Raw genomic sequence first — 14,794 nt, 5'->3', positions numbered from 1 at the left:
CTCCTTTCAAGCCTGCCATTGACCACGTTTCTCTGGTGCCATGCGCTCTTGCGGCAAAATGCGCGGTAGCTCGGCAAGTGCAATGTTCCCCTGAATGACGTGATCAAGCGCACTATCGCGCATGCTGAACAGCCCCGAGTCCAACGCCAGCCCGCGCAGCTCTCCCACCGGCGTGCGCCGGGAAATGGCATTGCGCAGCTCCGGGTTGAATTGCAGATACTCGATAACCCCGACACGCCCCCGCGTACCGCTGTCACGGCAGTGTTGACAGCCTTTGCCCCGGTAGCAGCGAAACCCCTGCGGCACGCCCTTCGGGAATAGCTCCTTGAGGATGCCGGGGTCAGGCGTATCTTCGATCTTGCAGTGCTCACAAATACGCTTGGCCAAACGCTGGGCGATCACCGCCAGCAGCTCGCTGGCCAAGGAGTTGGGATTAACGTTGAGGTCGAACAACCGCTGCACCGCATCCACGGCATCATTGCAGTGCAGGGTCGATAGCACCACGTGACCGGTCTGTGACGCTCGAATCGCCTCCAGCGCGGTTTCGTTGTCGCGAATTTCGCCAACCAGAATGACATCGGGATCTTGTCGCACAAAGGAGCGCATCGCATCGGAAAAGCCAAAGCCGATATCCGGACGCACGCGCGTCTGCTGCACGTTGTCTATCGAGTATTCAATAGGATCTTCTACGGTAATAATCTTGCGTGTAACGTCCTGCGCAAGCAGCTGCAACCCGGCATTGAGCGTCGTGGTCTTGCCCGACCCCGTAGGCCCGACAACCAGCACCAGGCCAGCCGGATTGCGCAACAAGCGCTTGTAGGCGGCAGCAATGTTGCTCTGCATGCCTAGCGCTTCAATACTGATCAGTGACGAATTCTGCGGCAGCAGCCGAATAACCACGTGCTCGCCATGCAGCGATGGCTGCACCTGAACGCGCAGGTCAAAACGCTGGTCGCCAACCCTAGCCTGCGAGCGCCCGCCCTGAGGCAGGCGCCGCTCGGCAATATTCAGCTCAGAGCGCAACTTAACTACGTTGACCAGGCCACGGTACTCTTCTTCGTTCATCTGATAGTGGTGCAGGTCACGCAGCTCACCATCGACGCGTAAGCGCACCCGCACACCACCGGGATACAGTTCCAGGTGAATATCACTGGCGCGGTCCGCCACTGCATCAAGCAGCAGGGATTCGTAAATCGCTACCAGGCGCGTCTCGGCATTGCCCTTTTTTTGCTCCAGTAAATCCTCTGCGCCATTGCCGTCAGCGGGCGCGGCGATTAGCTCGACTGAGCCCGCGTGGCGATCCAGTGACGACCAAAGACGTCGATAATCAACAGGGGTGATTAATATCCTGTGGATTTTCTGACCGGGGAAAATCCGCTGCAGCTCCTCCATCGAGCAGTTAGGGTCACGACAGGCCACTTTTAAATCATGGCCATCCGAGCTTATGGGTATGACATGCTCGTGATCGAGGTAGGCACGGGACAGCTGCGCGTAAAGGTGGCGGTCAAGCGCCGCGATCAGCTCATCCGCGCTGCCCAACGGTATACCGTAATGCTTCGAGAGAGCCTGGTAGAGCGCTACCGGATCAAGATTCTGTATATGAATGAGTTCGTCTATCAGCAGGGTATGCTCATGCGCTGCCCGCTGACGTGCGCGTTTCAGCACCTCCCGCGTACCAAAACCCAGCCCGACGTAGACTTCATCGGCACTTGAAACAAGATCCAGGTAGCCACACTCGTGGCGACCAATTTGATGGTGCCCACGATTCACATACTTCACCAACAGTGACTTGGATGCCTCCCCCGTCTCAATGCACAGGAACTCACCCCGATACACCAGTTGATCCCACAGCGGCTCGCGCGCGGTAATCTTGGGGGTGGAAACCAGAATCAAATCGAAGGGCGCAAGATCGGGAGCGCCAACGTCAGCATCGCCGCAGACTACCTTGACGTTTTCCAGCCCCTGATTGCGCAGCGTCTCGCGCGCAAAGGTGGCCAGAAACTCCTGCTGCTCAACCGCAACGACCTCTGCGGCCAGGCGAGCCAGCACCGCAGTGCCATAGCCAGTCCCCGCGCCAAGATGCAGCACGCGAGACTCGGGTTTGATATTGCACGCAGCCAAAACCTGACGCAGCGTACTTTCTGTCGGAATGCCGCGTCCGGAAACCTGTACTGCTCCCTTACGCTGAACAAATACATTACGGTCGGTTCGGGCCAGCGCGCTTTCATAGCGCGCCTTCTGCTCATCCTTCGCCAAACAGCTCCTCCTTAACTCCGCTGATCAAGGCAATGGCTGCCGCTGAAATCAACAGGCAGCCAACCACGCCACGCCCAATGCATCTTGCATGCAATCCCAGCACTGCGCCAGAGCCTATGTTCAGCGGTAGACCATACCGCCATCGATCAACGGCGCCTGCCCGGTCATGTAATCGGAATCAGGGCCAGACAGGTAGGAGACAAACGCGGCCACGTCTTCCGGTGTCTGCGCACGCCCCAGCGCAATGCCCTCAACAAACTTCTTGTAGGTAGCGCCTTCTGCCGCGCCGGTGAGCGCAGCAAAGCGCTTATCGATTTCAACCCACATTCCGGTACCCACCACGCCAGGGCAATAGGCATTAACCGTGATACCCGCACTGGCGTACTCCTGCGCCGCCGCCTGGGTCAACGCCCGCACAGCAAACTTGGTCGCAGAGTAAACCCCCAACATTGGAAAGCCGTTGTGGCCAGCGATAGAGGAAGCATTGATGATTTTGCCCTTCTGCTTACGCGCGATAAACTTTTTGGCCGCCGCCTGAATACCCCAAAGGGTTCCTTCAACGTTGATTCGGTGGATGCGTGCGATCTCATCTGGCGTCACCTCGGAAATCGGTTGCACCTGGGCGATACCCGCATTGTTAACCATGATATCGAAACCGCCCAAGGTAGCCTCAGCGTGGTCAATAGCTGCATACACCTGGTCACGATCACCCACGTCGGCCTTGAATATGGCCGCTTTGCAGCCCAGTGCTGCGATTTCGTCTGCGACTGACTGCATCGCGTCTTCATCCAGGTCAACCAGAGCAACGTCAGCCCCATCGCGGGCCAGACGCAACGCGATGCCGCGACCAATGCCATTACCTGCGCCAGTAACCAGCGCTACCTTGTTTTTCAGTGACATGAAGTTCTCCTTCCAGCTGGTGTACACATTTGTACTTGCCGTTTAAGTCAGTATAGGCAGCGCCTAACCTCGCCCGCATAGACCCAGGTCAATAGCAGCGCAAATGGGCACAGGAAGATAAGAGAGAGAGAGAGAGAGAGAGAGAGAGAGAAGACGGCACACAGACCAGCAGATCGCGATTATTGAACACAGCAGATGCAGTGCGGATCAAAGCTGACCAACCAGCAGTCAGCCTGACAGTTAAACCCGCTCGCTAAACGATATTCATGCTCTCCAGCGTAACCACCTGCTCTGCTATATCACCCAAGCCGTCTTTTATGCCGGCAAGCGCCACCAGTGGAAAGGACACCGCATCGACAATGTCTTTCGCCGTGGCGCCTTTTTTACGTGCAGACATCATCTGTTCGGCCATGCAAATAACGGCAGACAAAGGGCTGGGCTTGGCATGATCCAACGGCGCGCGTTGCTGCAACACGGCAATGCACAACTCGGTAGGCAGGTGCCATAGCTCGAGCAAGGCGGCTCCCGCCTGCGGGCTGGTAAATTGAAAGCGATCCAGCTCAGCGTCGTTGCGATTGCCCCCTTCATCAACCAGCGCCTGCACCGCTTTGGCGCGATTGGGGGTAGTCAGATGCAGCAGCAAACGCCCGATATTGCTGATAATACCGGCCGTGAAGGCAACATTGGCGTCAACTGCACTGGTTTTCTTGGCGATGATTTTACAAATCTCGCCCATTTCAAAGGACTCATTCCAAAACCGTTTAATGTCCAGCCCCTCTACCTCGCCCGTGACAGAGCCCGACAAACCAGATGATATGACCAGCACCTTCAAGCGCTCAAAGCCAATGCGCACGATAGCTTCATCGATAGAATCAACCTTGCGTGGCAGGCCGTAGTAAGAGGAGTTCACCATGCGCAAAATCTTGACCGACAAGGTCGGGTCCTTGGCTACCTTTTTCGCGATGGTATCCAGATTTGCCTTCTCGTCAGACAAAACCTGAATCAGCTCTTTCACCACATCAGGCACATTGGGCAGCTTATCTTTTTGCGCCAATAACTCGTTTATATCCATCCATCACACTCCTTGGCATCAGGACATTGCAGCTATTTTTTTAGTTTTATAAATCGTTTATCTACTGCTAAAACAACGAATACTGACTCCCCCCCCCATCTCACTCAACGGCAGCATGTTTAGCCAGTGCCGCGCAAAAACCATCCGCCTGAGTACTATCAAAAGTAGGTCTCGCACCGGGGTAAAGCAAGGCCGCAGTGCTAATTCCTTGCCTGTGGTTACGGCCAGCCAGCAGGACTTGATTATTAGCGCTACCCTATCAATCTCTACTCTTTTACCGCGTAGTCAACACGATAGATTAAATAGCATGCACACGGCTTACTGCGCGCCTAAAATGATCGGTAGAGAGCACACGTCCACTGAAGGACTCTGCGCGGAGTGCCGCGAAAGAGCCGCTGACATCGCAAGGAGCAAGATAATGGACAACCTGGTACTTCAGTGCGGTTGTGGACAGATCAAAGGTCGCGCTATCAAGATCAATCCAGCGGACCGCACCCGGGTTATCTGTTACTGCAAGGATTGCCAGGCCTTTGCCCATGCCCTCAAGGCGAGCGCGCAGGTGCTCGACGAACAAGGCGGTACCGACATTTACCAATTGCCGCCCGCGCGCTTGCAAATTAATCAGGGACTGGAGCAGATTCGTTGCCTGCGCTTGAGCGAAAAAGGGCTTTATCGTTGGTATGCCGGCTGCTGTAACACCCCGATTGGCAATACTCTGTCACCTCGGGTGCCAATGATCGGCTTGATTCACAGCTTTATCTTCGACCCTGAACGGGAGGCCAAGCTGGGCCCGGTGCGGGCCTGTGTCAATCTGCGTGGCGCGACGGGTCAAATCCCCAAAAGTCGGCTCGATGCGGCACCTGCAAGCGGCTATATCGGCAAGATCATGCTGAAAATCCTCGGCTGGAAACTCGGTGGTCTAGGGCGACCAAACCCGCTCTTCAGCGCCAAGGGTGAGCCGCTGGCTAGCCCGCGTATTTTGCGTCCTGGCGAGACGGTATAAGATGCGCAACTAACGGTCTAGCGCTGAAAAATCCGCTCCAGCGGAACCGGTAAACGCCACTTAAATGAACTAAGCTCAATAAAATCAGCGTGAATATCCGGTCACAGCAGCACTGTGCGCTGCGTTTATTTGGTAACGCAAGCCAGGCAGCGCCGAGCATGACTTGAATGCTTGGTCTGCTGAGGCAGTTTGGTTAACATGCAGCTGCTGGAGCCATGAAGGCGCCGCTGTAACTCCAACTCGGACGGTCACAGATGACGCTACCCCGTATCCTATTTTTGCTGACAGCACTTTTTTTTATCGGTGCCGTACACGCTGACCCACGGGTAGACATAAACTCACCCTCGGTTAACCTGACTGACTTTCGGATCGGCTATTTCATAGACGATTCACGCGAGCTTACCTACGCACAGGCACGCGAGCAGCAATACACAGAAACCACCAGTACCACCACCCTGGGCACCAACGCTCTGGTCACCTGGTTCAAGGTGACGCTCGACAACAGCACACAACAGAACCTGTCGCTCGATCTGCAGTTACCCCACGCCTATCACGTCAAATCAGTCCAGCTCTATGCAGAGCGCAGCGGTCAGCTGGTAAAAAGTGAAGAGCTGGACCTTGAGCACGTCGCAGAGAGCAACCTGATGTATCGCGGCGTCGCCATCTACCCACTCGACCTGCCCGCGGGCGAAACCACCACCGTATACGTGCGCAGCTTCGCTTATTCGCACCAGTGGTTTGCGCTCAACATCTTTGATGAAGAGCGCTCCAGAAAGGCCCTGGTGGGCGTCGCCAATGATATAGCCTTGCTGGTCGGCATGATGCTGGCGTTAGTGTTCTATAACTTTCTGTTGTACTTCGCCACCAGCAAAAAAGAGAACATCTTTTATTCGTTTTACCTGATCTCGGGCGTGGTCTGGATCGCTCTGTCCTACGGGCTGGTTGCCAGCTTGTTTGACGCTTACGGTCCCAGCATCTTCATGTTGAATCTCTCGCTGATTACCATGCCCATCTTCCTGCTGCTGTTTATGATGGCCATTTTCGAGACCAAACACGTTTACCCAACCGAACACCGCTTTCTGCAGGCCTTGTTACTGCCGCTGTGCGGCATGTTTGTATGGGGCTTGTTCGACATCACTGCAGCCCTCAAACCTGCGAGTAGCGCGGCAGCGATCATGATGCTGGTCACCCTGTCAGTCAGCATTTCACTCTGGCGCAAAGGCAACCCGCTGGCCAAATTCTTCCTGATCGGGCATGGCTTCTTTGTATTTTTTAATGTGTTGGCCGTACTGTTTTATAAAGGCCTGGTAACGCCCTCCTACCTGAGTAGCCACGGTACCGGTATAGGCATCATGCTGGAGGCCATCATGCTGGCCTTTATCATCTCCTATCGCATCAAGATCCTGGAAGATCTGCGCGAATCACAGGACGATCTGAAAAAGCAGGCCGCCACCGATCCGCTCACCCGCCTCTACAATCGCCGCCACTTCTTTGCCGAGGCCGGTTACCTGATGAAGGCCGCCGCCGCCCGGCACCAGCCCATGGCGATACTCGCCATCGACATAGACAACTTCAAACAGGTCAACGACGCGCACGGCCATGCGGTGGGCGATCAGGTGCTCACCACCCTCGCCCACGCACTGAAAACACAAAGCCGTGGCAACGATCTGCTCGCACGGTTTGGCGGTGAAGAGTTTGTGATGCTGCTACCCGAGGCGGATACCGAGAAGGCCCTGGCGTGTGCCGAGCGCGTACGCCATGCGGTGGCCACCCAGAGCATAGAAGCCAGCCCGGGCGAGTATCTAAAGCTCACTGTCAGCATTGGTGTGGCATCGGTAAACCTGGCCAGCGACAGCATAGAAAGCGCCCTGAACCGGGCAGACGATGCCCTGTACGAGGCGAAGAACAACGGCCGCGATCGGGTATGCTTGAGTGGCGATAACACCACGTCTTGAGCTGGATAGGCCCAAGCGTGAAGACCCGCAAAAGAGCACAGTCGCCCGTTATCGACGCCAAGCCTCTGCACCATCTGCCCTTGCTGCAGACAGTTGAGGACAATCAATAGCGCCGCGTCAAAAGGCGCTCAGCGCCCCCCTCCCAGCACCTTCTTCACCGTCAAACCTTGTACCAGAATGGAAAACACCACCACCACATAAGCCATCGGCAAAATAATGCTGCGCTCTTCGCCCAGCGGCAGTGACAGCGCCAAGGCAACCGAGATGCCGCCCTTCAGGCCGCCCCAGGTCAGCGCTTTTATCGGGTTGGGTTTGTACTGTTTAAAGGGTTTCAGCGCCAACACGGGTATGCCGACGGCCACGTATCGCGCCAACAGCGCTAGCGGAACAGCCGCCAGCCCGGCAACCAGAGCATGCCACTCAAAGGTAATAATGAGCAGCTCCAGCCCCACCAGCAAAAACAGCACGGCGTTCAGTACTTCATCGACCATTTCCCAAAAGGCATCAAGCTGCTGCTCAGTCTTCTTGGACATGGCGAACTCGCGCCCATGATTGCCCAACATCAAACCCGCGACCACCACCGCCAGCGGACCAGAGGTGTGTAACTTGCTCGCCAGCGCATAGCCGCCAGCCACCAGCGCCACGGTAACCAATACCTCTACCTGATAGTTATCCAGGTGCTTCAGCAAGTGATAGCCCAGCAGCCCCAGCAATAACCCCAGCACCACCCCGCCGACCGCCTCATGCACAAAGAGCATAGCGATACTATCGAAAGACGCCTCGCGCTGGCCCTGGGCAATGCCCAGAATCGCAATAAACATCACCACCGCAACGCCGTCATTAAACAAAGACTCGCCAGCAATCTTGGTGGTAAGGCTGGAGGGAGCGTCCAGCGATTTGAGAATCGCCATCACCGCTACCGGATCAGTGGGCGCCACCACGGCACCAAACAGCAGGCAGTAGATAAAGGGCAACGGAATACCCAGCCAGCCCAGCACGTACCACATGGCACCACCGACCAGGAAGGTCGTGAGCACAACGCCCAAGGTGGCCAACAACGCCACGAGCCACTTCTGGTCCGCCAGCTCATCCAGGTTCACATGAAAGGCCCCGGCAAACAGCAGAAAGCTGAGCAAACCATTAAGCAGCGTCGGCCCCAGATCGGCCTCGCCAACCAGATGCTCTGCCCAGTCGGCCACACTGCTCATACCCAGGTGGTTAAGCCCCAGCAATATGATCGAAAACACCAGTGAAAACGCCATGATGGCGATACTGCTGGGCAGGCCGATAAAGCGCGCGTTTATATAGCTGAACAGCGCCGAGAGGCTCAGCAGGATGGCGATAACGTCGAAGAGAGACATGCGTTCCCTATGTCCTGTAGCAAAATATCCATGGTAAGAGCCGCAGCACAGGTGCTACCTGACTCGCCAAAGGCTCACTGAGTAAAGCCACTACCGCGCAAAGGATAAATCTGGCGCCGGAACGGCTTTATATAACCAGCAGGTTACGCGCTGAAGAAGCGTGACAAACAAGGACAAACGCCGCAACGCAGGCCGGTAAGTGCTCAGCAAAACGACGCACACAGCTGCACTACAGCCCCAGATACTCCGCAATCAGAAACGCCTCACCGGGCCCCTCGTCCTTGCCAAAGTAACTGACCGGCTCGCGTACATCATCTGCGATGTAACCGACCTCACAATCGATGTTAAAGCGCGTAGCCAGACTGTTGAACAGATTCACCGGAAAGTTGAGGTGAAGATGCTTCTTGACCGGTTGGCTGATACCCAGCTGCCAATCTTCGCAGTCATCACTCTCGCAGTCGTTGATCAGCGTCACATTGGCCGCCTCGTTGGCCTCAACGTAAGCCTGCAAGACCGCCTGCAGCTCAGGCAGATTCTGCCGCAGTTTCTTTTCCTGCTTTTCATCAAGGCGGTCACAGGCAACAAGGAAGTAAGTAAGCATTTAAAGTACCGGAGGTCTGAGTTCGGCCGCTACTTTATCACAGCGCAGGGCCACACTTGCGGCGCTGATAGCAACCCGACCAGTACACACGCAAACGCCCGCACTGCCGACCCGCCACAGCAGCAGCGTCAACCAGGCAATCTGCACTGTCAGCGGGTTGGCATCATCAAAAAATTGTAGCACTATGCCAGTAACTGCAAGCCAGCAAATGCCCCTCCTCCCGGACGCAGCAAGGACGCTCGCTTACAGCTTGAATGCCGCACGCATTCGGTATAACACGCAACTAATGGTGTTTAGCCGCATGCGATATAACGTGCACAGATGAGCTGAGGTAGAACATGGAAAGTACTGATCGTTATTCGTTTTTTACTTCAAATTCACCGCGCTCTTGGCGTGTCATGTCGACGTGTTCGATCTAATCACTGTTAGACACCGGCGGATGCCTTATGTGGAACCTTAAAGAGCTGCGGGAAACCATCCACGCTGACAGGTCGGACAGTGAAGCTATTCTCGGCATCGTGCATTCCATAGATCGGTACATCGAAATATTTCTGTTTCACCTCTACGGTGCACGGGACGCTCTGGATGAAGTAATCGACCCGAACGCGGCAGACCAAATAGAGGCAATGGCAGTTGCTTTTGGAGCGTCAGACCGTCAAGAGGAGTATCACTACGCAAAAGTCGCCAGTGAAGCACATATTCTGGGTGCCGCACATTCAGCTCGGTCAATGTTTGACGTCTTTGCATTTCTAGTGAACAGCCTCGTGCTTAGCGGCGCAATTCCCGAAAGTCGGTGCAGTATTCAACGCGTCGTCGACAGACTACCGTCCTCGCCCCTCAAGCATGAACTGGAGGGGCTTCTTGACTCGTATTGGTTTGGATACGTGTCAGCATTCGTAAACGTCGCGAAACATCGAATGCTCGCCAGCCATTCCTTTCAAGTCGGGTTTGATGATCGCTACACTGGAATAAGAGTAGGGGCGTTCGAGTACAACGGCACAAAGTACCCGCCATACAAAGTGCGGGAGTTCTTGGAAGGCGTGCTTGAGGTCAAGAACAAGATCGTAAATTGTGGTGCTTTACTTAACAGTCAGGTGGTACGAGGCCGTGTCTAACAAGTCACCGCACGGGACCATTTCGCCGACGCTCCGCGGCTACAAAATGGCCCGTGGGTTCAGTCGTTATAACCCTCGGAGAGTATGAGGCATAGATGGAAAAGTTCAGAAAAGAGCTAGTTAATGCAACGCCTCAAAGCCTATATCGGTCCTATTTGCTCGGGCATGATATATGGTATTTTCGGGAATATCTTAAAAGAACAGATCACGCGTCACAGTACGATCGTATGAAGAACTTAATGTCTGATCGCCTGAATATTCACCCGAATAACATCGCAATTGTCGGAAGCGCTAAACTCGGATTTAGTATCACTCCCACAGAAGAAAAGTGTTTTTCACCGTTTTCCGATAAATCGGACCTGGACATAGCAATCGTGTCTTCAGAGATCTTCCGTAGCAGTTGGACAGCATTTCTTGACCTGTCAGAGAAAGGATATTTGCCGGGCTACAAAAGTGTTACGAGCAACATATTCAGAAGATTTGTTTCGCTAAAGAAACCAGATCATCGCAGTGTTTTTTTTTCGCGAGTGGAATGGATTAGTTGAGCCTTGCAAGAAAGATCTTCAGGTTTTGTTCTCGATCACCCACGATATAAATTACAGAATTTACGAATCATGGGAGGCTGTTCAGAACTATCACTGCCAAGGAATTAAAAAACTGCAAAGAATGATTGAGGATGGAAAAAATGACTAACCCTATAAACTATATCGACGTTGAATCTAGACCAGTTAAATGGCTTGTTGATGGTCTTCGAAATCAAACTATTATAGTCGACAACAGTTTTCAGCGACGCTACGTCTGGGTTCAAAAAGACCGTATCTCTTTGATTGAAACTATACTGCTTGGGTATCCCATACCGGAAATATACCTTTGGCAGAATGCAACTGACCCCGATACTGGAGATACGGTTTATTCAGTCGTTGACGGCCAACAAAGATTGACTACCGTGCAAAGCTATATCAATGACGAGTTCAAGTTACTTCGTTCGGGCCTTGATGATAAAAAATCCGATTATGTAGGACTGTCATTCTCTGGGTTGTCGCCGGAACAAAAAAGCATAATTTGGAAATATCCATTCTCGATACGATTTATTAAGGACACTGTTCAGTATTCGAGCATAGTAGATCTGTTCCTCAGATTAAACCGAACCAATACAACTCTCAATCCGCAGGAGCTCCGAAATGCAGAATTTCACGGGAAGTTTATAGAGCTGTCTGCCGAAATTTCTGAAAATAGGTTTTGGGAGTCAAGGAAAATATTTAATAAGTCTGATGTTCGACGAATGTTAGATGTTCAGTTTGTTAGCACCCTTCTATTGTTTATCCGTTCAGGGATTGAAGAAGAGACAACTCAAGCAGCTTTAAATCGCATCTATGATCAATATAACGAATCCTATCCAGAGGCTGATAGTGATCGCGATGTTCTATTAAAAACACTTAACGTAGTCGATCAGCTGATTGGCAACGAGGAGTATGTTTCTCAGATAGTTCGCAAGAAAACACATTTCTATACTTTATTCGTTTATGGGTACTACCTTTTACAGAAAAAAGTCGCTAGCACTGTGCTGGATGATGCGGCGAAGAAGCTCAATGTATGGTACGAAAACTATGAAAACGATGGAAAGTTCGGTGACAAACTAAAAGATGAACTTTTAACTGAATATAGAGTATTGAGCCAGGAAGGTGTTCAGAAGAAGGCTAATCGCCAAAGAAGATTCGAGATCATCAAAGATTATGTCGACTTATAACAAAGCATTGCAGCGGACGAGCCGCTGAATGCCGAAGTAACTGGAGTCAGATGAAGGTTTTTATATTAACTTTCACCTGACCCTAATTACTATGAAACTGCTGTTCTATTGAAGCTCCCCTTAAATTATAGAGAGCTATAAAGTGCTTCACTTTAATAAAAAGTATTTTTTCTGCAGCTTCGCTTTATTCTTAGTATTAGCTTACATAGCACTATTCGTGAATGACACATTCGTTCGCCCTTTTCTTGGCGACGTAATAGTTGTCGGATGGTTATATCTATCCCTAAAGTCATTCATTAAGATGAACAGTTACATGCTGGCTCATCTTGTACTGGCGCTTGCTTATGTAATTGAAATTGCACAATATTTCAATATAGTTTCCATTCTTGGCTTGCAACATATAGATCCTGTCCGAATCATATTTGGAGCCACATTTGACTGGCTAGATTTACTCGCCTACACAGTCGGCTGGGGATGCATTCTATTTATTGAGCGCTGTCGCACTAAGCTAGAAAACAAAAAAGCTTCAAGATAATGCACCTGGCAAGCCTTAAATCGGGCTTGGTACGCATAGCACTTTTAATTTGTATTGAGTTTATGCTTACGGTGCTATGCAGAACCCTATATATCGCGGGCCTCACGCTTAACAAGGCATTACACTTCGGTATAACTGGCCCAACTTTCGCGTAAGGAGGCTTTTTTGAAAAATAGAAAAAAACCAGTTTTTTTGAGTGCATTAGCAGTTGCGATGACAGGGGTAATCTTGCAAGCACAGGCAGGATTTTATGATTTGTATTCGGGCATGCTAACAAAAAAGGTGATCAACTTATACTCGCAAAATGCGGCATCGCCTCAGCTGACCTCATACTGGAATTTGAAAGCAAGCAATTAAAAGAACAGTTGCCAGACTTAACGTCCGGGCCAATGTTCAAGAAAAAGATGGACAGCACTATCTAATTGTTCATGATATAAACGGTTTTACAGTGGGGTTTTCGTGCAATTTTTTATAGACTGTGGGCAAAAGTTAAAATCACTATAAAACAGAGCGACAGGGGTGGTCAGATAAACGCTTTTCATTAACATTCACCTGGCCCTAATTGCTCGTTCTAAATAGTCTTTTCGTCGCTCGTTTTGCGCATAGTCGCGCCATTATTGCGCAAAAAAAATCAACAAAAGTCTGCCGTTGCTGGCGACGTTATGAACATTTATTTAACCATGAAAAATTTCAATAAAATAGCGCTCATAATAATCCTCATTACTCATCTATATGGATGCGTAGGCTTAGACTTCGTGCACAGCAAAACATCCACATCAGGAGATCCAGAAAAAATAAATGACACTGAAAAGATCACTAGCTATGGCAGCGGACTAAAGTGGGCGGGAATATACATCTCGCTGATAGTTCCTATACCACTTGTTATTCCGTACGGTAGAGAATCCGAAACAAAATGGATGAGAGGCCAAGAGTTAATTTATCAAGAAAGCATAAGAACAAAAACCACTGGTTACGGTTGTGCTATCTGGCTTGAATGCGGTGAATTGATCACTTGGGGGCATTTACTTTTAGAGCCGCACACATACCATTAATTCGCATAACAACTGGTTAAAACCGTTCGCTCCGCTCACTGGCACGGGATGAAGCCCGCCCCTTTACCAAACGTTAAAGCTACATCCAGGCTCCACCCCGGGATTAAAGTATTCATATGAGAACCATAATAGCTATATTTTTTGCATTGATGTGTTTCCATGCCTATGGCAAGAACCTCACAGCGGATGAAGTTGAATATGTTCGCAGCGACATTGATGAGATGCTCGCAGCCTTTGAAGAAGGCGATGCCACTGTCCTGATTGCAAAAACGCATTCCTCGCTCTACCCACTCGTGGGCGGGAAGGAGTCATTCAAACAGTTAACGATTGACGCCCTTGCACAATTGAAGGCCACGGGAATTAAGTTCTTGAGCTCCGAGCTAAAAAGCCCGACGGCTTTGTACACTGCGGGTGAAGAAGAAATATGCTTTGTTCCAAGAATTTCGGTGATGGAGATAGAGGGAACCAAGATGCAAAGCGTGGGCTTTATGATAGCGATACGGAAAATCGATTCAGGTTCATGGTCATACCTGGATGGTACCGGCTTGAGAAATAATCAAAGACTGCTTTGGCAACTTTTTCCGACACTCGAGCGGAATATCAGTTTACCGCCTAACTACATTTCTCAAATTCAGGAATGAGTAAAAGCTTTAAGGGTCAGCTTGGGGTCAGGTATTGCATTTTGCCTCTTTGCTCAAGAGCAAAACACAAAAGCTAAATCTTAAAATTGCTCCACATTGCATTCGGAGGTACAGATGAAAGTAGCGTCAATAGTGATCGGATCAGTACTTTGTCTTGCCGGTTGTGCACCGGTTTACCAGGCGCCCCCAGTAGAGTCACGAGCACTTCTGCGCTTGTCGCCAGCCATTCACATATTCCAGTACTTTGATAACGGAGAAGACTGCACTGAACCGCGGCGATTCACTGGCTCCAATCCTTATAATAGGGAGAACCGAACGTTACCTATTCCCAGCGGCCGTCGCATCGGGCTAAAACTCTTCGTGGTCGGCTCAGGTCCATCTTTATGCGATATCATTTTATCGTTTATTCCCCAGACAGGGCGTCTGTATGACGCACAAATGGAACTGCGCGGTGATCGATGCTATGCGAGTATTGTGGAGCCAAATCGAGATCCTGCAGATACCGCCATAGAAATCTCAATAAAGCAGATGAAGCAAGGCTTTGGAAGCTGCAGCT

13 protein-coding genes are annotated in these 14,794 nt (G+C 51.4%); 8 read left to right on the top strand and 5 right to left on the bottom strand.

Annotation, left to right across the window (positions count from 1 at the left end; translation table 11 throughout):
- Positions 1-6: 6 nt before the first annotated feature.
- From EF096_RS11445 to EF096_RS11435, 3 genes are all read right to left on the bottom strand, one after another.
- Positions 7-2,256, bottom strand: coding sequence for an ATPase, T2SS/T4P/T4SS family (locus EF096_RS11445; RefSeq protein WP_123889771.1), 2,250 nt, complete (start codon positions 2,254-2,256; stop codon positions 7-9).
- Between the two features lie 120 nt (positions 2,257-2,376).
- Positions 2,377-3,156: an acetoin reductase gene (locus EF096_RS11440; protein WP_123889770.1), complete on the bottom strand. Its 780-nt coding sequence runs from the start codon at positions 3,154-3,156 to the stop codon at positions 2,377-2,379.
- A 253-nt stretch (positions 3,157-3,409) separates the two neighbouring features.
- On the bottom strand, positions 3,410-4,228 hold the full coding sequence (locus EF096_RS11435; protein ID WP_123889769.1) for an HDOD domain-containing protein: 819 nt from the start codon (positions 4,226-4,228) through the stop codon (positions 3,410-3,412).
- 418 nt (positions 4,229-4,646) lie between these two features.
- Between EF096_RS11435 and EF096_RS11430 the strand changes: the two genes are divergently transcribed.
- Positions 4,647-5,231: a DUF6151 family protein gene (locus tag EF096_RS11430; RefSeq protein ID WP_123889768.1), complete on the top strand. Its 585-nt coding sequence runs from the start codon at positions 4,647-4,649 to the stop codon at positions 5,229-5,231.
- A 254-nt stretch (positions 5,232-5,485) separates the two neighbouring features.
- A complete protein-coding gene (locus EF096_RS11425) occupies positions 5,486-7,186 on the top strand; it encodes a sensor domain-containing diguanylate cyclase (RefSeq protein ID WP_123889767.1) in 1,701 nt (566 codons plus the stop codon).
- Positions 7,187-7,314: 128 nt separating this feature from the next.
- On the opposite strand, the gene EF096_RS11420 is transcribed toward EF096_RS11425, so the two are convergent.
- Positions 7,315-8,547, bottom strand: coding sequence for a cation:proton antiporter (locus EF096_RS11420; protein ID WP_123889766.1), 1,233 nt, complete (start codon positions 8,545-8,547; stop codon positions 7,315-7,317).
- Between the two features lie 229 nt (positions 8,548-8,776).
- Positions 8,777-9,148, bottom strand: a complete 372-nt coding sequence (locus EF096_RS11415) for a hypothetical protein (protein ID WP_123889765.1) — start codon at positions 9,146-9,148, stop codon at positions 8,777-8,779.
- A 446-nt stretch (positions 9,149-9,594) separates the two neighbouring features.
- Between EF096_RS11415 and EF096_RS11410 the strand changes: the two genes are divergently transcribed.
- From EF096_RS11410 to EF096_RS11385, 6 genes are all read left to right on the top strand, one after another.
- Positions 9,595-10,263, top strand: coding sequence for a hypothetical protein (locus EF096_RS11410; protein WP_123889764.1), 669 nt, complete (start codon positions 9,595-9,597; stop codon positions 10,261-10,263).
- Positions 10,264-10,948: 685 nt separating this feature from the next.
- Positions 10,949-12,010, top strand: a complete 1,062-nt coding sequence (locus tag EF096_RS11405) for a DUF262 domain-containing protein (RefSeq protein ID WP_158611270.1) — start codon at positions 10,949-10,951, stop codon at positions 12,008-12,010.
- Positions 12,011-12,152: 142 nt separating this feature from the next.
- Entirely contained in the window at positions 12,153-12,545 is a 393-nt protein-coding gene (locus tag EF096_RS11400; RefSeq protein ID WP_123889762.1) for a ribosomal maturation YjgA family protein, read from the top strand.
- A gap of 165 nt (positions 12,546-12,710) precedes the next feature.
- On the top strand, positions 12,711-12,902 hold the full coding sequence (locus EF096_RS11395) for a hypothetical protein (protein WP_123889761.1): 192 nt from the start codon (positions 12,711-12,713) through the stop codon (positions 12,900-12,902).
- A 305-nt stretch (positions 12,903-13,207) separates the two neighbouring features.
- Positions 13,208-13,597, top strand: a complete 390-nt coding sequence (locus tag EF096_RS11390) for a hypothetical protein (protein WP_123889760.1) — start codon at positions 13,208-13,210, stop codon at positions 13,595-13,597.
- 116 nt (positions 13,598-13,713) lie between these two features.
- Complete coding sequence (locus EF096_RS11385; RefSeq protein ID WP_123889759.1) at positions 13,714-14,238, top strand: hypothetical protein; 525 nt, start codon at positions 13,714-13,716, stop codon at positions 14,236-14,238.
- The last annotated feature ends 556 nt before the right edge of the window (positions 14,239-14,794 follow it).

The organism is Pseudomonas neustonica (assembly GCF_003797945.1).
GTDB classification, from domain to species: Bacteria; Pseudomonadota; Gammaproteobacteria; order Pseudomonadales; family Pseudomonadaceae; genus Halopseudomonas; species Halopseudomonas neustonica.
The sequence above is the reverse complement of the archived record's forward strand: the minus strand, read 5'-3'. Positions and strand labels throughout refer to the sequence as shown.

Excerpts from the sequence above, each read along its gene's own strand:
- EF096_RS11440 (WP_123889770.1), bottom strand. The coding sequence starts at position 3,156 with ATGTCACTGAAAAACAAGGTAGCGCTGGTTACTGGCGCAGGTAATGGC.
- EF096_RS11430 (WP_123889768.1), top strand. The coding sequence starts at position 4,647 with ATGGACAACCTGGTACTTCAGTGCGGTTGTGGACAGATCAAAGGTCGC.
- EF096_RS11420 (WP_123889766.1), bottom strand. The coding sequence starts at position 8,547 with ATGTCTCTCTTCGACGTTATCGCCATCCTGCTGAGCCTCTCGGCGCTG.
- EF096_RS11435 (WP_123889769.1), bottom strand. The coding sequence starts at position 4,228 with ATGGATATAAACGAGTTATTGGCGCAAAAAGATAAGCTGCCCAATGTG.
- EF096_RS11410 (WP_123889764.1), top strand. The coding sequence starts at position 9,595 with ATGTGGAACCTTAAAGAGCTGCGGGAAACCATCCACGCTGACAGGTCG.
- EF096_RS11390 (WP_123889760.1), top strand. The coding sequence starts at position 13,208 with ATGAACATTTATTTAACCATGAAAAATTTCAATAAAATAGCGCTCATA.
- EF096_RS11415 (WP_123889765.1), bottom strand. The coding sequence starts at position 9,148 with ATGCTTACTTACTTCCTTGTTGCCTGTGACCGCCTTGATGAAAAGCAG.
- EF096_RS11405 (WP_158611270.1), top strand. The coding sequence starts at position 10,949 with ATGACTAACCCTATAAACTATATCGACGTTGAATCTAGACCAGTTAAA.
- EF096_RS11385 (WP_123889759.1), top strand. The coding sequence starts at position 13,714 with ATGAGAACCATAATAGCTATATTTTTTGCATTGATGTGTTTCCATGCC.
- EF096_RS11425 (WP_123889767.1), top strand. The coding sequence starts at position 5,486 with ATGACGCTACCCCGTATCCTATTTTTGCTGACAGCACTTTTTTTTATC.